At 57.9% G+C, this 20480-nt stretch carries 16 protein-coding genes, 3 tRNA genes and 1 pseudogene; 3 read left to right on the top strand and 17 right to left on the bottom strand.

Translation table 11 applies throughout. The features are described 5' to 3' along the window. Positions 1-10 precede the first annotated feature (10 nt). Positions 11-316 carry a LuxR C-terminal-related transcriptional regulator gene (locus AXW79_RS23580; RefSeq protein ID WP_227534448.1) on the bottom strand — a complete coding sequence of 102 codons (306 nt, stop codon included), beginning with the start codon at positions 314-316 and terminating at the stop codon, positions 11-13. After that, positions 306-698, bottom strand: coding sequence for a response regulator (locus AXW79_RS23575; protein ID WP_231109916.1), 393 nt, complete (start codon positions 696-698; stop codon positions 306-308). The genes AXW79_RS23580 and AXW79_RS23575 overlap by 11 nt, the downstream gene beginning before the upstream one ends. A gap of 75 nt (positions 699-773) precedes the next feature. On the opposite strand from AXW79_RS23575, the gene AXW79_RS04355 reads away from it, so the two are divergent. Beyond that, positions 774-4202: an ATP-binding protein gene (locus AXW79_RS04355; protein ID WP_011899025.1), complete on the top strand. Its 3429-nt coding sequence runs from the start codon at positions 774-776 to the stop codon at positions 4200-4202. Here the strand turns inward: AXW79_RS04355 and AXW79_RS04350 are convergent. The 4 genes from AXW79_RS04350 to AXW79_RS04335 all read right to left on the bottom strand — a co-directional run bounded on the left by AXW79_RS04350 (position 4182) and on the right by AXW79_RS04335 (position 4933). After that, positions 4182-4457 carry a hypothetical protein gene (locus AXW79_RS04350; protein WP_005311841.1) on the bottom strand — a complete coding sequence of 92 codons (276 nt, stop codon included), beginning with the start codon at positions 4455-4457 and terminating at the stop codon, positions 4182-4184. The genes AXW79_RS04355 and AXW79_RS04350 overlap by 21 nt on opposite strands. 138 nt (positions 4458-4595) lie before the next feature. Continuing rightward, positions 4596-4680: transfer RNA gene (locus tag AXW79_RS04345), tRNA-Tyr, on the bottom strand. Positions 4681-4724: 44 nt separating this feature from the next. After that, positions 4725-4809, bottom strand: a tRNA-Tyr gene (locus AXW79_RS04340). Between the two features lie 39 nt (positions 4810-4848). Continuing rightward, positions 4849-4933: transfer RNA gene (locus tag AXW79_RS04335), tRNA-Tyr, on the bottom strand. A gap of 345 nt (positions 4934-5278) precedes the next feature. Here AXW79_RS04335 and AXW79_RS04330 point away from each other — a divergent pair. After that, on the top strand, positions 5279-6511 hold the full coding sequence (locus tag AXW79_RS04330) for a cysteine desulfurase-like protein (protein ID WP_005311843.1): 1233 nt from the start codon (positions 5279-5281) through the stop codon (positions 6509-6511). 53 nt (positions 6512-6564) lie between these two features. On the opposite strand, the gene AXW79_RS04325 is transcribed toward AXW79_RS04330, so the two are convergent. The 11 genes and pseudogenes from AXW79_RS04325 to AXW79_RS04275 all read right to left on the bottom strand — a co-directional run bounded on the left by AXW79_RS04325 (position 6565) and on the right by AXW79_RS04275 (position 19257). Then, positions 6565-7626 (bottom strand): protein-glutamate methylesterase/protein-glutamine glutaminase, encoded by a 1062-nt coding sequence (locus AXW79_RS04325; RefSeq protein ID WP_005311844.1) that lies wholly within the window; start codon positions 7624-7626, stop codon positions 6565-6567. 10 nt (positions 7627-7636) lie between these two features. After that, a complete protein-coding gene (cheD, locus tag AXW79_RS04320; RefSeq protein ID WP_005311846.1) occupies positions 7637-8107 on the bottom strand; it encodes a chemoreceptor glutamine deamidase CheD in 471 nt (156 codons plus the stop codon). A 10-nt stretch (positions 8108-8117) separates the two neighbouring features. Continuing rightward, positions 8118-8921, bottom strand: a complete 804-nt coding sequence (locus AXW79_RS04315; protein WP_011899024.1) for a CheR family methyltransferase — start codon at positions 8919-8921, stop codon at positions 8118-8120. 61 nt (positions 8922-8982) lie between these two features. Beyond that, positions 8983-11154 carry a methyl-accepting chemotaxis protein gene (locus AXW79_RS04310; protein ID WP_005311849.1) on the bottom strand — a complete coding sequence of 724 codons (2172 nt, stop codon included), beginning with the start codon at positions 11152-11154 and terminating at the stop codon, positions 8983-8985. A gap of 72 nt (positions 11155-11226) precedes the next feature. Then, complete coding sequence (locus AXW79_RS04305) at positions 11227-11799, bottom strand: chemotaxis protein CheW (protein WP_005311851.1); 573 nt, start codon at positions 11797-11799, stop codon at positions 11227-11229. 12 nt (positions 11800-11811) lie between these two features. Further along, positions 11812-13713 (bottom strand): HAMP domain-containing methyl-accepting chemotaxis protein, encoded by a 1902-nt coding sequence (locus AXW79_RS04300; protein WP_005311853.1) that lies wholly within the window; start codon positions 13711-13713, stop codon positions 11812-11814. Between the two features lie 15 nt (positions 13714-13728). Beyond that, a complete protein-coding gene (locus tag AXW79_RS04295) occupies positions 13729-15942 on the bottom strand; it encodes a chemotaxis protein CheA (protein ID WP_005311854.1) in 2214 nt (737 codons plus the stop codon). Positions 15943-15968: 26 nt separating this feature from the next. Continuing rightward, positions 15969-16295, bottom strand: a complete 327-nt coding sequence (locus AXW79_RS04290; RefSeq protein ID WP_005311856.1) for an STAS domain-containing protein — start codon at positions 16293-16295, stop codon at positions 15969-15971. 14 nt (positions 16296-16309) lie between these two features. Beyond that, positions 16310-16678 carry a response regulator gene (locus AXW79_RS04285; RefSeq protein ID WP_017412489.1) on the bottom strand — a complete coding sequence of 123 codons (369 nt, stop codon included), beginning with the start codon at positions 16676-16678 and terminating at the stop codon, positions 16310-16312. 9 nt (positions 16679-16687) lie between these two features. Beyond that, positions 16688-17901, bottom strand: a pseudogene (locus AXW79_RS04280) (methyl-accepting chemotaxis protein). A 267-nt stretch (positions 17902-18168) separates the two neighbouring features. After that, positions 18169-19257: a ketoacyl-ACP synthase III gene (locus AXW79_RS04275; RefSeq protein ID WP_005311861.1), complete on the bottom strand. Its 1089-nt coding sequence runs from the start codon at positions 19255-19257 to the stop codon at positions 18169-18171. A gap of 238 nt (positions 19258-19495) precedes the next feature. Between AXW79_RS04275 and AXW79_RS04270 the strand changes: the two genes are divergently transcribed. Then, positions 19496-20437, top strand: a complete 942-nt coding sequence (locus AXW79_RS04270; protein WP_005311863.1) for a LysR family transcriptional regulator — start codon at positions 19496-19498, stop codon at positions 20435-20437. Positions 20438-20480 lie beyond the last annotated feature (43 nt).

Here is a 20480-nt window from a genome sequence, read left to right as displayed (position 1 = left end):
CGGTCAAGGATCAGGCCAGCCCTTGTTCTTTGGCATAGTGAAACAGGGCGCTATCGCTTTGCAGGCCGAGCCGCAGCATGGCGCTCTTTTTCTGGGTGCTGATGGTCTTGACGCTGCGATGCAGGTACTCGGCCACCTGGGTGACGGACATGCCACTGGCCAATAAACGCACAACTTCGCTCTCCTTGGGGGTGAGTTGAATCGAGGTGGTGTGATGATCCAGCCCGGCTTCGGCCAGCAGGGTTTTCACCGAACTGCCGATATAGCTGTGGCCGGATAATATCTGGCGGATGGCATCGGACAATTCACTGATCACCGCTTTTTTTGAGCAGGATGCCGCTCACTCCCAGCTGAAGCAGTGACTGCAAGATACCGGCATTGTGGATCTGGGTCAGCACCAGAATAGGCAGGGTGGGATAATCCCGTTTCAATTGCTGGATCATGGTCAAGCCATCGCTGCGCTCATCCCCTGGCATGCTGAAATCGGTGATCAACAGATCGCAGCTATGTTGCTGCAATGTGTTTAATAGTTCTGAGACTTGATGCGCCTCGGCAACAACCTCGCAACCAGGTTGGTTGTGTGCAATAAGGCTGCGGATCCCGGTCAGTATGAGTGGATGGTCGTCGGCAAGAATGATCTTGAAAGACATAGGTGAGCCCCATATAAAACAGCGAATAATATTTAAACTATCAAACATCTCATTTCTATACTACTTTGCGCACCGCATTTTTTCGAGCGTTTATATGATGTCATTTCCTTCAGGATTGGCACGATGAGGTGTCCTCTCGTGGCGATATTTCGATGCATGGTCGTCATATCTGTATTTAATATATGTATATTCTGCCAGCCACTCCTCGCTGCAAATAAATCCTCCATACCGGTAATAAGAGTCGGGTTATTGGTGGGCGGCTGGGGGCCGTATCAACAGTGGGATGGCCATAATGGCAGCGGCTTTAGCGCCGAATTGATGACCATCTTGGCCAAGAATCTTGACTACCAGATTGAGTGGAAAGCATACCCCGACTGGAACCGATTATATGCGGCCAGTTGCAAAGGTGAGGTTGATATTTTGCTGGATGCCTTTCGCTCGGAAGAACGGGAATGTATTTCATACACGCGCCCGTATTATTCGTCACCGACAGTGGTCGTGGTGCGCCATGATTCTCCTTTCTTTCAGGATGTCAGTGCCTTAAGTCAATCCAGGATCGCCATTGAAGCTGGAGTCCTTACCGAAAAACTGGTTAAGCTTCATTACCCCGATGTCTCCCGTATCCTGTTTCAGGACTCCAGTTCTGCCTTGCAGGCTGTGCTCGACAAGCAGGCCGATGCCTATATCGGCAATCTGCATGTCAGCAATCAATTTATTGCCCTGCACCCTGAATTGGCCGTGGTGGCCCAGTCTCCCTTTTTGATGGAGAGTCTGCATCTGGGTATCAGCAAGCGGAAGTCCAGGCTGGTGGTCCGCTTTGATACTGCCATTCAGGCGCTGACGGTGGAGCAGCGCTGGCTGGGTGACAACAGTCTAAGTTTTCAAGGCCACAGTGCCTTTCTCTTGAGGCCTGATGAACGGGAGTGGCTTTCTCATTTACCACCGTTGAGATTGGGCTTTATTCAGGGCTGGATGCCTTTTTCCTATACGGACAGCCAAGGCAAGGTGGCAGGTTTTATCGGTGACTATCTTACGTTGTTCAAGGATAAGCTGGGGTTGGCCTATCGCTACCGCTCCGATCAAAGCTGGCCCGAGCTGTTGCAGGCGTTGCTGTATCAGGAGGTGGACCTGACCATCATTCCTACCCGTATCAGTCAACAGCTGGTGGGTTGGCAGCTGAGCCAGCCCATAGCCTCTTTCCCTGTGGTTATGGCCATGGCTCGTGGCAGTAGCACTGTGGCTGGTTTTGCCGAGCTGGCTGGCAAGCATCTGATCGTGACCGACAGTATGTTGATTGCCAAGCTCAAGGATCGCATTCCCGATATCAGGGTTAGTGTGGTATCAGGTCCACAAGCAGGTTTAGAGATGATCGCGTCGGGTCGAGGGGATGCTTATATGGGCAATCTGGCCGTGGTATCGCGGCTTATCAATGAGCGGTTCGATGACTGCCTGCATATAGTGGCGCCCACCCCCTTCAAGGATGAACTGGCTGTTGCAGTGCGTGACACCTATGCTCCCCTGCTGCCGCTAATCAATCGGGTGCTGGCCAGCATGAGTGACAAGGAGAAGCAGCAGATCCGCAATACCTGGCTGGCGGTGAACTACAGCGAAGGGATCCCGTGGCAAAAGCTGATGCTAACCCTGATCCCCGTTGGTACGGGGGTCACCTTGTTTATCCTCGTGCTCTCCATCGCCTATTGGCGTTTGCGCCAGGAGATCTTACGACGCCGTCAGGTGGAGGAGGCCCTAGCTCGGGCTAAGGAGAGTGCCGAGCATGCGGCCGGCAAGAAGGCTGAATTTCTGGCCACCATGAGCCATGAGATCCGTACCCCCATGAACAGCATCGTCGGTATGGCGGAGCAGCTAAGTTTTACGTCGCTCGACCTGGAGCAGCGGCAGATGGTTGCCATCATCAACCAGGGGGCCGAGGGACTGTTGCAACTGATCGGCAATGTGCTGGATTACTCCAAGCTGGATGTGGGCAAGATGGCGCTGGTGCCGAGCTCTTTTTTGCTGCGCGAACTCATCGACAGCGTGTTGACCATGATCAGCAGTGAGGTACAACGCAAGGGGCTGCAGTGTTACCTGCGTGTCGATGATGAGGTGGGCGCCCGCTTCACTGGGGATGTGCTGCGACTCAAGCAGGTGTTGTTTAACCTGGTCAGCAATGCCATCAAGTTCACCGAGCGCGGCTTTATCGAACTCTCCATCAAGCTGGATGTGCAAACAGACGGGGAGCAGCGGTTGCTGATCGGGGTACAGGATACCGGCATCGGTATGAGTACCGAGGCGCAGGCCCGTATTTTCAACGCCTTTGAGCAGGCAGATGGCGCCACCACCCGCAGTTATGGCGGGACCGGGCTTGGTCTTAGCATCAGTCATACTCTGGCCGAATTGATGGGGGGAGAACTCAGGCTGGAAAGCGCCCCCGGGCTTGGGACTTTCATCGGGCTCTCGGTCACCTTGCCCTTTGAGCTGCGTCGTGAATATGACCCCATTCTCATGGGGTTGTGTGCCTTTATGGCACTGGAGGATGGCAAGCTGCGCCATACCTTGCGTCTGCACCTGTTGTCGTTGGGCGTGCAGATAAGCGCTGAACGGCAGGGGGCCGACTTGCTATTTGTCGATGGGGTGGATCTCTCGGAGCCCTGCATCTCTGTTGCCCCACTGGGCAATGCGCTGGGTTATCAGTTGCGTGAAGGGCGTTACTGGCTCAACAGCAATCCCTTGACCTGGCAGGCGGTGCGGGAGGTGTGCTATCGCCAGTTGGGCCAGGGTGAGCAACTGCTGCCCGACCCTATTCCCGTGGAGCCAACTTCCCGGCCTTTGCCATACCGGCTGCTGGTGGTCGAGGATCATCATCTTAATCAGGTATTGGTGCAGCGCCAGCTCAAGCAGCTCAATCTGGTGTGCGATCTGGCCGAGAATGGCCAGCAGGCGCTCGCCATGCTGGCACAGCACAGTTACGACCTGATCCTGTGTGATTGCCAGATGCCGGTGATGGATGGCTACGACTTTACCTGCCAGGTGCGTACTGTCGAGGGACTGGCGCGGCTCCCCATCATCGCCATGACCGCCAACGTGATGCCGGAACAGGCGCAGCGCTGCCTGGCGGCAGGCATGAATGATGTGCTGGGCAAACCCGTGCTGCTGGACGGGCTTCGCCAGATATTGATGAAGTGGCGCATATTGCCCGCCCCCAAACGGCTTGATGTGACATCCCTGCAGACGTTTTTCGGAGTTGGAGAACCTTTTGAGCAGATGATGACGCTGTTTCGTCAGGAGCTGGAACAATCCCTTGCTTTGGTACATGACGACGACAAGGGGCTGGCTAACTGGGTGCACCGTCAGGCTGGCACCATCTCCATGATGATGGTAGATGACTTGGCGCAGCAGGCCTGGCATCTGGAGGAGAAGATCCGCAAGGAGGGGGCAGAGCTGTGTGGGGCCGAATTGGCCGGATTCAGAGCTGTGTTGCAGCAGATAGTCGATGAGTTGACTCTGCTGCTTGCCAGTCCCCGGGAAGAGGGATCAGGAAGAGACTGCGCTTAGATAGGAGAACCTGGGCTCATGGATGACATCCGGGTGCACGGCTTGCGCCAGCCACGACCAGTCAAGCAGGGGGATATCCGCCTTGAAGCGCTGGTAGGCCTGACCCTTGGCTATGGTCAGGAACAGCGTGGTCGGCAGGCCGATGCGGTTGGTGTAGCGCACCATGACGTCGCCCTGATAGCTGACCAGCCGCTGTTGCAGCTGTGGCAAGGTCAAGCCGCTTGCTTGTCCTGTTTCATCCCAAATCTCAAACATGGCGTGCTATGTCCCTGAAAGGTATGAAGGCTACTGTTTCTAAAAGTAGCGGATGATGCAATTGTCAGATCTGACAGTGTCAAATGGATGCAATTTTAAAAAGCAAAAACCCGGCACCAAGCCGGGTCTTCTAAATGATGGTGGAGGGAGAAGGATTCGAACCTTCGAAGGCAGAGCCGTCAGATTTACAGTCTGATCCCTTTGGCCGCTCGGGAACCCCTCCACAGGGGTAAAGCATAGGTTATTCAGCCATTGCAATCGGGAAAATGGTGGAGGGAGAAGGATTCGAACCTTCGAAGGCAGAGCCGTCAGATTTACAGTCTGATCCCTTTGGCCGCTCGGGAACCCCTCCACGGGGTATTTCCTGATTGTCACTACATTTGCACTTGAATGGTGGAGGGAGAAGGATTCGAACCTTCGAAGGCAGAGCCGTCAGATTTACAGTCTGATCCCTTTGGCCGCTCGGGAACCCCTCCCCAAGTGCGAGGCGCATACTATCAGATCCGGCAGCTTTGTGAACCCCTTCTGGTGATATCTGGCGACAAAAAAATGCGAGTCGGTCATTTTTTGATATATTTCGCTCATTTTTCATCCTTATCAACGACTTCTACGCTGATTACCGGCATGAAAGCGGCGAGTCGCCCGCGCGTCCCAGCCTTGATGGAGAAGCATGCCATGGAGAGCTTGCCAGCATTTTATACTGAAAATATGGCCTCATCATGTAACTGTGATGGCTGACCGGTTCACGGATGGACATTGCTGCTGCGCCATTTTACTCTCACCATGTTATTCAACTGTTAACATGGACTGTGGACTCTTCTATGCAGCCTCTCGATATTGCCGTGTTGCGCGGCCAGTTTCCCGCCCTCAATCAACTGGTTGATGGCAAGACCCCCATCTTCTTCGACGGCCCGGGCGGCGCCCAGGTGCCTCACTCTGTGCTCAGCGCCATGACTGACTATCTCGGCCGCTTCAACGCCAATCTAGGGGGGCCTTTTTTCTCGGCCCGAGCCACGGAGCAGCAGGCACAGCGAGCCAGAGAGGCAGTGGCGACCCTGCTTGGGGCGGACAGAGCCGAGGAGATCGTCTTTGGCGCCAACTTCACCACCCTGACGTTTGCGGTCAGCCGCGCTCTGTCACGGGAGTGGCAGGCGGGGGACGAAATCATCGTCAGCGGGCTGGATCACTACTCCAATGTGTCGAGCTGGCAGCAGGCGGCGGCTGATCGCGGCGTTGTGGTGCATCAGGTGCGGGTGGATGTGGCGAACGGCGGGCTCGACTACGGGCATCTGTTCAGCCTGCTGGGCCCCAAGACCCGGCTGGTCGCGGTGACGGCGGCTTCCAATACGACTGGCACTCTGGTCGATATCCCTCGCATCGCCGATGCCGTGCACGGGGTCGGGGCGCTGCTCTATGTGGACGCTGTTCATTTTGCCCCTCACGAGCGCATCGACGTGCAGGCCTGGGATTGTGACTTTCTCGGCTGCTCCGCCTACAAGTTCTTCGGTCCGCACCTTGGTATCCTGTATGGCAAGCACCGCCATCTGGAGCATTTCACCCCTTACAAGGTGGAGCCTGCGAAGAATGTGGCACCCGGCAAGTGGGAAACCGGCACCCAGAGCTGGGAAGCGCTGGCCGGAGTCGAGGCCACCATAGGGTATCTGGCCTCCCTCTCCGGGCTGGATGCGGCCGAACATGATCTGGAGGCCCGTCTCGATCTGGCATTTGCCCGCAGCCACGCCCATGAGCAACAGCTCAGCGCCCATCTGTTGGCCAAGCTGGCCGAGCGCCCCTGGTTTACCCTGCATGGCATCAACGACAGCAAGGGGCGCACCCCCACCTTCGCCCTCACCTCGAACCGCCATACGCCGGTCGAGATGGCGGAATTTCTCGGTCAGCATCAGGTCTGTAGCTGGGCCGGCCACTTCTATGCGCTGGCCCTGGTCGAGCAGTTGGGGGTGAGCGAGGGGGTCTTGCGGATAGGTTGCATGCACTACAACACATCGGCCGAGATCGACCGGCTGTTCGCCCTGCTCGACGACATGCCCGCCTGAAACAGCTGTGCCCGGCAGGCCGGGCACATTTCGCCAGTGGCTGAACGCGCGTTTTATCGACCCACTATGGCGTGGTGAATATCCTGCAGCGGCAGTATGTGGCGGGCAGCCCCGAGCTTGATAGCCTCCTTGGGCATGCCGAACACCACGCAGGACGCCTCATCCTGGGCGAAGGTGTTGGCCCCCGCCTCCAGCATTTCCCGTAACCCGCGAGCGCCGTCATCTCCCATGCCCGTCATTATGATGCCGGTGGCATTGCCGCCGGCAAACTTGGCGACCGAGCGAAACAGCACATCCACCGAGGGGCGATGGCGGTTGATGAGGGGGCCATCCATGACATCGACGTGATAATAGGCGCCGCTGCGCTTGAGCAGCATGTGCTTGCCGCCGGGGGCTATGAGTGCCAGACCCGGAATGACCCTGTCGTTGCTTTTGGCCTCTCTCACCTCGATCTGGCACAGGTTGTTGAGCCGCTCGGCAAAGGAGGCAGTGAACTTCTCCGGCATGTGCTGCACTATGACGATGCCGGGACAGACCCGTGGCAGGTTCGTCAGCACGGCTTCCAGTGCCTGGGTACCGCCGGTGGAGGTACCGATCGCCACGATCCGCTCCGTGGTCTGGGCCATGGCATGCTGGCTTGCTGGCGGCATGATGGCATCGGCGCTGAGTTTGGCCGCCACGATCAACGGGGGCGCCTTGCCCAGCCGTTTGACATTGGCCTGGGCGGCTGCGCGCACCGCCATGGCCAAGGCTTGTGCCGACTCCTGCAAGAAGCTTTTGAGGCCGACCGTGGGCTTGGTGATGATGTCCACCGCTCCGGCGGCCATGGCCTGCAGCGTTGTTTCCGCGCCTTTCTCTGTCAGGGACGAGCAGATGACTACCGGGGTAGGGTGTTCGGCCATGATCTTGGTGAGGAAGGTGATGCCATCCATGCGTGGCATCTCCACGTCCAGCACTATCACGTCGGGCCACTCTTTTTTCAGTTTTTCCAGTGCAAACAGCGGATCCGAGGCGGTGGCTATCACCTTGATGTCCGGCTCCTGTTCGAGAATGGCCTGTAATACCTGCCTGACCACGGCGGAGTCGTCCACCAGCATGACCTTGATCTGTTTCATTCCCGTTCCCTTAACGATGTGGCAGCCGATGATGACGAACCCAGACATTGCCGCTGGCCAGTTCAAAGATCAGGCTTCTGTGTCCTGCATGTCCGAGATGATGGGCCTTGATGGTCAGGCCCAGGTGCTGCGTCAGTTGCCAGGCTGCCTTGATGTTCTTGATGGCCACATTCATGGTGGTGAGTGTCTGCTGTTCTATAAACATGTTGCCGCCGCCGAACAGTTTGACCTCATAGTCGTGAATGGGGGCGGGGTACTTGCTTATTTCATTGATAAATAACTGGATTGCTTCATCGGCATAGCGGCCATCCAGTGGGTCATCGCTGCGAGCCCGGCTTGGCAGCATGTAGTGACACATGCCACCCCGTTTCTGCTCCGGATGCCACATGGTAATGGCGACACAGGAGCCCAGATGGGTGCGAATGATGGTGTCATCCTGGCCAAAAAAGAACTCTCCCGGTTGCAGCATGATCTCTTTCATTCTGAAACCCTTATGGTTTCAGATAGATGGACGGCGACACCAGTTGCAAGCCGTGGGGCAGGCCGTTCAGGCTTTCCGCATGGCTGACGATGAGGTAGCCCCCCTTCTTCAAGCGCGGCACCAGACGCTGCAGCACTTGTCCCTTGGTATCCCGGTTGAAATAGATCATCACATTGCGGATCAGAATAATGTCGAACATGCCGATGTCGGGCAGTTCCTGATTCAGATTGATGTGACGAAACTGTACCTTGTCCCTGAGCTTGCGATCGATGATGAAGGTTCCCTCCTGAAACCCCACGCCCTTCAGGCAGTACTTCATCAGGAAGGAGAGCGGAATATTGTGGGCTCGCTCCATGGGATATTGCCCCGCTCTCGCCTGTTCCAGCACCCTGGTCGAAATATCCGAGGCGATTACTTCCCAATTGCCCTGGCTCAATGTCTCGGCCAGGGTCATGGCCAGGCTGTAAGGCTCTTCGCCCGATGAGCTGGCCGCGATCCAGACTCTCACTCCCCTCTCTTTTGGCAGTCGTGCCAGTACCTTCTCACTGAGAAACTCGAAGTGCTTTGGCTCCCGGAAAAAGTAGGTCTCATTGGTGGTGAGCAGATCCAGCGCGACCTGCAGCTCTGCCCCCCTCTGGTTCATGATCAGGCTGAAATAGTCACCATAGCTCTCCAGCTCATAGTGGCAGAGCCGTTTTGACAGCCGGCTGGCGACCAGAGCTTTCTTGGCCGGTGACAGATCAATGCCCGCCGTCTGGTGGATCCAGCGTTGAAACTGCGCAAATTCATCATCATGCAACTGGGTCTGATACACGGTCGGACTCCCTGTGGCGATAGGGTTGGGGCGGGGGAGCCATGCTCACCCGGCCCCTCGATTAAAACCGGACAAAATCCCCATCGTTGCGGGGGCGAGGGGAGGCGCCGAAGCCATCCTGCCCATTGCCGTCAGTCACGAATCGTCCTCGCGTAGCAGCACGGGGGGGCGCGGCTTTCTGACTCGCGCCGCTTTTGTGTTGCTCCAGGGTGAAGAACTCCATGGCTAGTTGCAGTTGCTCGGCCTGGCTGCTCATCTCCTCTGCGGTGGCGGCCAGCTCCTCGCTGCAGGAAGCATTTTGCTGGGTCACCTGGCTTAACTGATTCATGGCGATGTTGATCTGGCTGACGCCGGTGGATTGTTCAGCGGAGGCGGCGCTGATCTCCTGCACCAGATCCGAGGTCTTATTGATGGAGGGCACCATCTGGTCGAGCAGGCGACCTGCCTTTTCCGCCATGTCGACGCTGCTGGAAGCCAGCTCGCCTATCTCCTGGGCGGCCACCTGACTGCGCTCCGCCAGCTTTCGTACCTCGGCGGCAACCACCGCAAAGCCTTTGCCATGATCTCCCGCCCGCGCCGCCTCTATGGCGGCGTTCAGGGCCAGCAGATTGGTCTGGTACGCGATGTCATCTATGATGCCGATCCGCTTGGCGATCTGCTTCATGGCATCGACCGTGAGCTTGACTGCTTCACCCCCTTCCATCGCCTCTTTGGCGGCCTTGCTGGCCATGCCATCCGTGATCTGGGCGTTGTCTGTGTTCTGGTTGATACTGGCACTCATCTGCTCTATGGAGGCGCTGGTCTGCTCCATGCTGGATGCCTGCTCGCTGCTCGACTGGCTGATGGATTGGGCGGTGGCGCTGACTTGCTCAGAGGCGCTGGAGAGGTTGTCAGAAGCCCCTCTTACTTCTGTGACTATGTTGGTCAGCGAGACTATGGTCTGATTGAGGGAGTCCTTGGTGGTGCCGAACACACCGGGATAGTCGGCCTCGATCGTCTGGGTCAGGTCGCCCCTGGCCAGGCATTGCACCACCCTGATGACGTCGTTGAGGCTGGTGTCTATTACCTCGGCAATATGATTGATGCCTTCCCCCAGTGTCTGGAAGAAGCCGCTCTTGCCGGTCAGGTCCATGCGGCGGTGCAGCTCGCCCTTGATCACTGCCTGCACTATCTCCGACATTTCCCGCTCGATAGCGACCTCTTTGGTGCGATCCGACCACTCGACCACGGATCCCAACCGCTCGCCATCGTCGCCAAACACAGGGTTGGCGATGAGGGAGAAGGTGCGCCCGCCGAGCAGTATCTGGGTTTGGTAGGTGTTGTTCAGCTTGGCCAGCATGCTGCGTTGATGGCCGGGATTTTTGTGGAAGCTGTCGATGTTGGCACCCATCAGGGTGGCAGAGTTGAAGCTGTAGAGCTCTTTTTTAATGTCGGACTCGGCCTCGCTCAGCATTGCCCTGACAGACTCGTTCATGTAGATGATGTTGAGGTCTGTGTCGGCAATCATCACGTTGGTAGTTGCGCCATCGAGCGCCTTCTTGACCCGCAGGCTTTCGGCGGCGGCGAGCTTGGCCGCAGTGTTTGCCGCTTTCACCTCGTTTTCGATGGCGATCTCCTTGGTCCGGTCGGCCCACTCCACCACTGAACCGAGTCGCTCCCCGCTGTCGTTGAAGACTGGGTTGGCAATGAGGGAGAAGATGCGGCCACCGACCGAGATCTGCGCGCGGTAGGTCTTGTCCAGCTTGGCCAGCATGCTGCGCTGGTGGGACGGATCCTTGTGAAAGGTATCTATGTTCTTGCCCATCAGTTGTCTGGTGTCGAAGTTGGGCAGATCCTTGCGGATGTCGGATTCCGCCTGCCCCAGCATGGCGAGCACGGCTTCATTCATATAGACGATGTCGAGGTTGTTATCGGCGATCATCACATTGGTCGAGGCGCCATCCAGCGCCTTGCGTACTCGCAGGTTCTCGTCATAGAGCGCCTGATTGTCACTGATGGTAGTGAGGCTGCTGCTGAGCCGCTGCCCCAGCAGCGTGATCACGGCATTGAATTCCTGACAGAGTTCCCGCAGTGGGCCGCTGAGTGTGCCCGGTTCAAGCTGGGTTGGCAGGTCACCCTGCGCTATCCCTTGCTGCAGGGTGCGTGTGGCGCCTATCAGTTGGGTCAGTTCTGTTTGCAACAAGGCATGCGCGCTGCCGTTGCCGAAGAGATTGCCAAAGAATGATTGAGTCATGAGCCTTATCCTTGTGCGACATGCCATTGCTGTGTGGTGTGAGCGTCACCCTTGCTGTTTTTAATACCCTGCTTAAGGGGTTTGCACTCTGTGCTCCAGCTGTCGTTCCTGCTGCTGGGTCAGTTCGCTGAGTTGTGCCATTTCGTCGATGGAGAGCACCTTCTCGGTATTGATGAGAATGACGAACTTGCCATTCACCTTGCCCATGCCGGTAATGAAGTCGGCCCGGATGTGAGCCCCGAAGCTGGGGGGCGGCTCTATCTCGTCGCAGGGAATGGTCAGCACCTCAGATACCGAATCCACTACGACGCCGATGTCCTGATTGCCATGCTCCGAGTCATCCGGGTGTATTCCTTCGATGATGACGATGCAGCTGCGGCGAGTGATGCTGGAAGGGGCATTGCCAAAGCGGGCATTGAGATCCACCACTGATACCACAGCTCCCCTGAGATTGATCACGCCCCGGATGAAGCTTGGCATCATGGGGATAGGAGTGATGTTGCCGTACTCGATGATCTCTTTGACCCCGAGAATATTGATGGCAAACATCTCGCCATTGATCAGGAATGTCAGGTATTGGGCGTCGCCCTGATTGTCATGGGCCAGTGTGCTGGGGGGCGCGGCCACTTCGGTTGACATGCTCATGGGTCTCTCCGGTTAAAAGCGGACAAAGTCGGCTTCGTCAACCAGGGGTTGCGGCGCCGTGTTGCCGTGCAGCGGGTGTTGGGCAGGCATGACAAACTTGCCTCTGGGGGCCGAGCCTCTGTGTGAGTTGTCACTCGGCTTTGAGGGCTTGGCTAGGTTTGCCAGCGAGAAGAAATCCATGGTTTGCTGCAGCTCGTTGGCCTGGGAGCTCATCTCCTCGGCGGTGGCGGCGAGTTCTTCGCTGCTGGCCGCGTTCTGCTGGGTCACCTGGTTAAGTTGACTCATGGCCATGCTGATCTGGTTGGCGGCGCTGGCCTGTTCGCCGGATGCCGCATTGATCTCCTGCACCAGATCGGATGTCTTGCGAATGGAAGGCACTATCTTGTCGAGCAGGCTGCCTGCCTTTTCCGCGGTATCGACGCTGCTGGAAGAGAGCTCGCCTATCTCCTGCGCTGCTATCTGGCTGCGTTCGGCCAGTTTACGCACCTCGGCGGCCACCACGGCAAATCCCTTGCCGTGTTCACCGGCCCGTGCCGCCTCAATGGCGGCATTGAGTGTCAGCAGATTGGTCTGGTAGGCGATGTCATCGATGATGCTCACCTTGCGGGCGATCTGTTGCATCGCCGCCACGGTTTGTTGTACCGAGCGACCCCCTTCGGTGGCTTCAAGCACGGCGCCGCTCGCCATGTTGTCGGTATTCTGGTTGATGCTGGCACTCATCTGTTCGATGGAGGCGCTGGTCTCCTCGACGCTTGCGGCCTGTTCGCTGGTGGCCTGGCTGAGGGATTGGGCCGTGGTACTGACCTGATTGGAGGCGTTGGTGAGGTTGTCGGCGGCGTTGCGCACCTCTTCGATAATGGCGGTCAAGGCGTCTATGGTGCTGTTGAGGCCATCCTTGGTCTGACCAAAAATGCCCGGGTAGGGTTGTTCAATTTTCTGGGTCAGGTCTCCCTGAGACAGGGCGGTGGCGATGCGCATCACATCCTTGAGGCTGGTGTCAGTAACATTGGACAACTGGTTCAGCAACTCGGACAGGCGCTTGATGTACCCCTGCCGGTTGTCCAGCGCTATCTTGTAGCTGAAATCCCCCTTCTCGACGGCCGCTGTGACCAGGGTTTCAATGTCGTTGATGAGAGAGGTCAGCTTGTTGACCATGTTCTGCATGGCCATCAGCAGTTGGCCTGCTTCATCATGGGCACCAATGGTGATGGTGACATCCAGATTGCCTTCTGCCAGATGGTTGGCTACCTGCAGCGCCTGATTGATGGGGGCAATGATGCTGCGGATGAGGACGATGCCAAACCAGGCCGCTGCCACTATGCCTGCCGTTATCACCCCCATCATGGTGAGCAGCATGGTGTCATACCAGGATTGGGCCTGCTCATATTCGGATTTGGCGACATCCAGTTGCAGGTTGACCAGCTCGGTTATCTTGTTGCCGATGGGGTCGATGGAGCCATAAAGTTTGCCGTCAAAGTCATTGAGCGTACCTGTGATGACACCGCGTTGGGTTGAAAGAAATTGCTCCAGCTGGGAGATATCGCGATCCGCCGCGCTGAACAGGCTGCCCGCCTCTGCTGACAGTTTCTGTTCTGCACCCGTTAATTCGGTGGACTGATAGTGCTGCCACTCCTGCTTGATCTGCTGCTGGGCTTGCTGGATATGTTGCAGCGCCTCTTCGGCACTGGTGAGGCCCGCATTGGCCTTGTTGACGTTGTCTATGATGGCGACGGCGTAATTGTCGGAGATGGTTTTCAACTGCTTGAGCGGCACCACCCGGTCGTTATACACCCGCTGCAGACCCTTGTTGCTGCTCTGCATGTTGTAAAGTCCCAGCCCGCCCACCGCCAGCAGCACGCATAACAGGCAGAGCAAGATGGTGAGGCGCATTTTAATGGTGGAGTTTTTGAACATGACTGGCTCCTGGCGTTAATTGGCTCTTGGTTGGGTTTGCATGCGAGGAATGGCGTACTGGCTCAGCTGGCCTAGCTCTTGATCGATGGCATGTTGAATGAGGGAGGGGATGTCCAGGATCAGGGCGACCTCGCCACCCCCCAAAATGGTGGAGCCACTGATCCCCTGCAGGCGCTGAAACAGCTTGCCGAGCGGCTTGATGACGGTCTGGAACTCCCCCAGCAGCTCGTCGACCACCAGCCCGGATTTCTTGCCGCCGTGACTGACGACGACGATGTTTTCCCTGCGTCCTCTGGCCCCCTCGACGTCGAAGTAGTGCTGAAGCCTGACAAATGGCAGTACCTCGCCACGCAGATTGATGTAGTTGCGTCCCTGGGTGTCATCCAGTGCACTCTGGGTCAGCTCCACGCATTCGATCACCATGTCGAGCGGGATGACGTAATGGGTGGTGCTGACTCGAACCAGAAAACCGTCGATGATGGCCAAAGTCAGTGGCAGCCTGATTTGAACCCGGGTGCCTTGTCCCGGCTTGCTGTCCAGCTCGACGCTGCCGCGCAGGGCCGTGATGTTGCGTTTGACCACGTCCATACCGACGCCCCGGCCCGAGAGGTTGGTAACGGCCTCGGCGGTAGAGAAGCCTGCCTCGAAGATGAGCTGATAGATCTCCTGATCCGTCAATGTTGCGCCGGCGGCCACCAGCCCCCGCTCCTGCGCCTTTTGCAGGATCCTTGCCTTGTTGAGTCCGGCACCGTCGTCCAGGATCTCGATGACGATGCTGCCGGAGTCGTGATAGGCGTTGAGAGTCAAGGTGCCTCTTGCCGGTTTGCCTGCCGCGAGGCGCTGCTCGGCCGACTCTATGCCGTGATCCATGGAGTTGCGAACCAGATGCATCAGGGGATCGCCAATCTTCTCCACCACAGACTTGTCGAGCTCGGTATCTCCGCCCGTGATGACCAGCGCAATGTCCTTGTTCAGCTCGTGGCTGACATCCCGTACGACCCGCTGGAAGCGGTTGAAGGTGTCGCCGATGGGCACCATGCGCAGGTGCAAGGCCCCGTCCCGGATCTCTTCAACCAGCATGGCAATGGTGGAGTTGGCCTCCTGCAGCTGGCTGTCCCGCGAGCGCTGTGCCAGCAGGCTGGCACCCGAGCTGGCGACCACCAGCTCGCCGACCAGATTGATCAGCTCATCCAGTTTGTCGGCGTGCACCCGAACATAGCGTCCCTCCTTGTTTTTGTTCTCCTTGTTCTGGTTCTGTTTCTTGAGCGCCGCATCCACCACGACTCCGTCGACTGCGCCCTGAGCGACCAGTATTTCTCCCAGCTTGCTGTTCTCTGTTCGCTGGTCGTCATGCTGAGTTTGCAGGCCCAGTGCCAGTTCGCTAGCCGTCAACGCTCCTGTCTTGACCAGCAGTTGCCCCAGCATGTCGTTGTCTTCCGGCAATTCATTGATGAGGTCTATGTATTCAGCAATCTTGCTATGCGGGGGCAGTATGGTGATGCGGCAGTCGTCACGTACGAATTCAAACACATCGCTCAGGGTGCTCTTGTCGGCCTGGGTATCGACATCGAGTTCATAGCCGAGGTAGCAGGTTTCCGGATCAAAATGTTCCCAGTCGGGCAGGGTATCGTGGAGGGTTTCGATGGCGCAGAGGGTGCCGATGGTGCCGAGATAACGTAAAAACGAGGTGGGATCCATACCGTTACGCAGCACATCCGGGCCAAAGCGCAGGGAGATGTGCCACAGGGAAGTGGCGCTGGTGTGCCCCTCCTCCTTGCTGACCGGGTCTGGGATGGTTGACGCAGTGCGCTCCGGCAGCTGGCTCTGGCTGGCAGTTTGATGTCTGGCCAAGTTGAGCCTCAGCTGAGCGTCTTGCGCCAGTTCATCGTCCCCTGGCGCCGACCCTAGCTCTGCAACCAGATAGACCAGCCGCTCGATATGATCCCGGCTCTCCAGCAGATCCTTGATGAGCGCAGTCGTGATCCCCAGTTGCTGATTGCGCACCTGATCGAGCAGATCCTCGACTATGTGGGTAAAGCTGACGATGGGCTGCAAGCCGAACAGACCAGCGGAGCCCTTGATGGTATGTGCCGCCCGAAAGATGGCACCGATCAGCTCGCTGTTCTCCGGGTCGTTTTCCAGGGTCAGCAGGGAAGACTCCATCTCTTCCAGCAGTTCGCGTGCCTCGGCTATATAGGTTTGCAGGGCCTGATCAAGATTGATGCTCACGAATGCCTCCTTGTCACTGGGACTGCCTAGGCGTGATCTGCGTGGGGAATAAGGGTGGGATCGCCAAAGAAAGCAGCCAGCTGGCACAGCTCCAGCGCATCGAGCACCGCATGGCTATGCATGACCAGATGCAGCGGAGAATCTCCTTGCTGCATCGTTTTCTTGGCGGCCAGCAGCAGTTGCAGTCCGGCGCTATCCATCTCGGATACCCCAGAAAGATCCAGCTCCAGCGCCTGCTGGCGGTAGAGCAGGGGCGTGAGTGCCTGCTTGAGCTCGGCGGCGGTATAGATGGTCATCTCCCCCGATATTTTGACCAGGGTTTTGTGCTCACCCGTCTCTATGTGTAGCGGCATGGTCGCCTCCAGGCTCAGGGCATGATGAGTTTGGCGACGGCCGCCAGCATCTGGTCTGGCTGGAACGGCTTGACCACCCAGGCTTTGGCCCCGGCGGCTTGCCCTTCCTGCTTCTTGCTGTCCTGGGATTCCGTGGTCAGCATGATGACGGGGGTGAACTTGTAGTTGGCCAGTTTCTTGGCCTCCTTGACGAAGCTGATGCCGTCCATGTTCGGCATGTTGACGTCACTGATGATGAGATTGATCTTCTTGCCGTCGAGTTTTCTGAGGGCATCCTTGCCATCGCAGGCTTCCATCACCTCGTATCCGGCTCCCTTGAGTGTCATGCCGACCACTTGGCGAATAGTTGCCGAGTCATCCACGATCAGGACTGTTTTGGGTATAGTTGTCTCCTAGAAAAAAGTGACGTCTGTATTGCTGGATGCGTTGACCACAGTGGCTTGGCGGCGGCCGTGGTGAATGTTGCGTTGTTCATCGGTGGCATAGGAGAGCTCCATCTCAGCCAGCTGTCTGCATCGATCTGGAGGGGGCCGGATTGATGGGGCCGGTTGCGGGAAGAAACCAGGTGGTCATAGAGACTGTCCATGTTCTGGCGTACGTGGTTGAGTATTTGACTGACCCTATCCTGGAACTGTAACGACACTATGACATCGGAGATCTCCCTGTGGATCCCTGCGCTCTCGCTCTGCAGCAAGACGGCTGATTCCGACAGGCTGGTGGTAGCCATACGAAAGCGCTCCAGTACTTGCTCGATGGCGCGTTCAGAGTCGCTGACCGCGGCTTGGTCTCGTGCGGCGGCGCTTTCTGCTATCTGGAAGGCGCGGCCGATACCTGTGTTGATGGTGTCGACCTTGTCCGTCATCTTTTGGGCCGTCTCGCTGGAGAGGCGTGAGAGGGTGCGGACTTCGTCGGCCACCACGGCAAAACCACGACCTGCCTCACCAGCCCGCGCGGCTTCGATGGCGGCATTGAGCGCCAGCAAGTTGGTCTGGGAGGCTATCTTGGCCACGTCGAGCGCCATGGTATTGAGTTCTATGGTGTAGGCGGTAAGGGTCTTGATCTCTGCCAGCATGGCGTCGCGATTGGCCTGCGCCGAATGCATGATGGTGAGCACTTGATTGAGCTGGGCCTGACTCTCGGCCAGTACGGCGGCCATACCTGCCGACTTTGCCCCCCCCAGATCCCCGGCAGCATCGTGTGAGGCGGCTACTGCCTCTTCCAGCTTGGTGGTGAGCCCCGCAAAGCGCTGGGTCAAATCGATCATGGCCTCTTCGGTTTGCAGTCGAGAGTTTTCAATCTGTTGTGACCAGATGGGGACGGCCTTTTCACACACCTGCTCGAGCCCGATGATGGAATGGTTGAGCTGGGTTGCTGACCAGGTATGAGCCTGCTCCTCTTCGTGGGGTCTTGACTCCTGCTTGTTGTGATAGTGGTGTGAGTTCCACACGGCGGCGCCCAGCGCCAGCGCGCCGTTGGCAAGCAGATAAGGCAGGGGGCTGCCGGCCAGCACCAGCAAGAGGGTGCTGAGCAGGCCTATGCCCAGACAAGATGCCCAGCTCACCGGGTCCCAGAATGCAGTGGTCTCTGCCGTTTTGTGATCTGTCATACGCGAACTCATCCCTGCACGTGAGTTGAGATGGGAACCCGCCGCTCTCCCGCTGGTGACAAGAAGGATGAGCTGCGCCTGAACCCATAGTTACAAATGGCTCAGTAAGGTTAGCGCAAAAAAAGTACTTGGTTGCGAATTGGTCTTATTCGGGGGGGAGTACTGAGAAAACTGGAATATGGATGCGGTAGCGTGGTGATGATCTAACGAGCGGGAAGGCGGTAAAGGGAGAAGAGAGGAGCCTGATGATCAGGCTCCCGATGAGGATCAGGCCTGGTTGGCGTGGGCCTTCTGGCAGCCTTCGACGGCGTGGGCAATCAGCTCCAGCGCACTCTGGTCGCACGGGGGCAGTTCGGCATCGCATTGGCCGACAGGAGTAACGCGATCGCCCCATTTGATGATGGCGGCGCCCCAGGTCAGACCGGCACCGAAGGCGGCGGTGAGCAGATAGGAGTTCGGCTTGACGCGGCCTTGCTCCAGCGCTTCGCACAGGGCGATAGGCACGGTAGCGGCGGAGGTATTACCGTAGTTTTCGATGTTGACCATCACCTTTTCCATGGGGGCGTTCATGCGCTTGGCCAGAGTCTCGATAATGCGAATGTTGGCCTGGTGCGGCACTATGAGATCGACCTGTTCAGGATCTATGCCAGCTTGAGCCAGCACTGAGCTGGTGGCTTCTCCCATGCCGCGCACGGCGCGTTTGAAGATCTCTGGCCCTTCGAAGTTGAAGGTGAAGAGGCCATCGACATCGGCAAAACGCACTCGATCGGTACCAAAGTTCGGGACGTGCAGTATCTCCCGTGCTTCACTGTCACAGCCGAGCTTGTTGGCGATAAGGCCGCACTCCTGCTCGCTTGCTTCGATCACTACGGCACCTGCGCCATCACCAAACAGCACGGCAGTGTCCCGGCGTGCCCAGTCCAGCAGATAGGTCAGGCGCTCGGCGCCGATCACCAGCACCTTCTTCATCATGCCGGTTTGCACCAGCGAGGTGGCGACGGAGAGGGAGTAGACGAAACCGGTACAGGCGGCGTTGAGGTCGAACACGGCGGCGTTGACGGCGCCGAGCTTCTTCTGCACCGCAGAGGCCGCGCTCGGCAGCAGATTATCCGGGGTGGCTGTGGCCAGTATGATGCCATCGAGATCGCTGGCGTCGAGACCGGCACAGGCGAGGGCGCGACGACCGGCCAGGGTGGCGAGATCCGAGGTGCTGACATGGGAGATCCGGCGGGCCTTGATACCGGTACGCGGATAGATCCACTCATCCGACGTATCCATGATGGTGCTGAGGTCATCGTTGGTCAGCACAGAGGGAGGCAGACATTTGCCCCAACCGGTGATATTGGCGTATTTCATCTTGTTACCGCTTCTCAAAGTGGATCGCCCGCGGGCGGAAAATCGCGCAATTATGCCGCACGAGACAACCACTGTCATCTTGTGGTCATCGTTATCTGAAGGGTTACCTGAGTGGTCATCTGGCTGCAAGGCGGCTCGACAGGTGGCGTCTGTGGCCGAAAATAGCGGGAAATTTTGCTTAAAACGAAAGACGCCTCTGCCCTAAGATAGGGCTTTCCACCACGGATGGGGTCACCCCTTGCACAAAGCCAATCTCAACCTGTTGCCGACCCTCAAGGTGTTGCTGGAGACCCGCAACATCAGCCGGGCGGCGGAGCTGTTGCACCTGAGCCAACCTTCCATCAGCAAGCAGCTCGGCCAGTTGCGCAACGAGTTTGGTGATGAACTGCTGGTGCGTGAAGGGCAACGCTGGTTGCTGACGCCCAGGGCCGAGACGTTGGCGGCTCAGCTGTCTGACTCCCTCTGTGCGCTGGAGCGGCTCTATGAGGCGCCCGGGTTTGACCCTGGCCGCTGCGAGCGGGTATTCAGACTCGCCTCATCCGATTACGTGGCCCAGCATATTCTGCCGGATATCTGTGCGGCGCTGGCCAGGGAGGCGCCCCTGGCTGCGCTGGAATACAGTCTGTGGGACAAGCGCCAGCTGCCACAGTTGTGGCAATCCGAGCTGGATCTGGTCTCCACTATCACGGATCTGGTGCCGGAGCAGATCCGTGGTCTGCATCAGGGAGAAGATCGGCTGGTGGTGTTGATGGGCAGCCACCACCCGTTGGCGGGCAATCCTCTAGGCCTGGATGAGTATCTCGCCTGGCCCCATCTGCAGGTGAGTGGCGGCGGAGACAAGGACAGCCCGGTAGAGCAGGTATTGGCGCCGCAGGGGCTGCTTCGGCGCTGGTTTGCCCGTGTGCCTTTCTTTCAGGCTGCGGTGGAGGTGTTGCTGCGCACCGATTGCCTGATGACGACGCCTGCCCATATTGCCTGGCAGCTCTCCCGCGAGCACGGGCTCACCTTTCAGGATCTGCCGTTTGCGACTCGATCCCAGCAGTATCATCTGCTGTGGCATCAGCGCCATCATCAGGACCCTGCCCACAAGTGGTTTCGCGAGCTGGCTTACCCCTTCTTGCGGGAGCACCTGCAGCGCACCATTGCCGAGAGTCGCAAGCTGCTGGTTCGCGCTCGCTAGCCCAGTCAGTTGTACCAGGCTATAGCTATTGGCTATGGAATCT

The organism is Aeromonas salmonicida subsp. salmonicida (genome assembly GCF_001643305.1).
GTDB lineage: Bacteria > Pseudomonadota > Gammaproteobacteria > Enterobacterales > Aeromonadaceae > Aeromonas > Aeromonas salmonicida.
The sequence above is the reverse complement of the archived record's forward strand: the minus strand, read 5'-3'. Positions and strand labels throughout refer to the sequence as shown.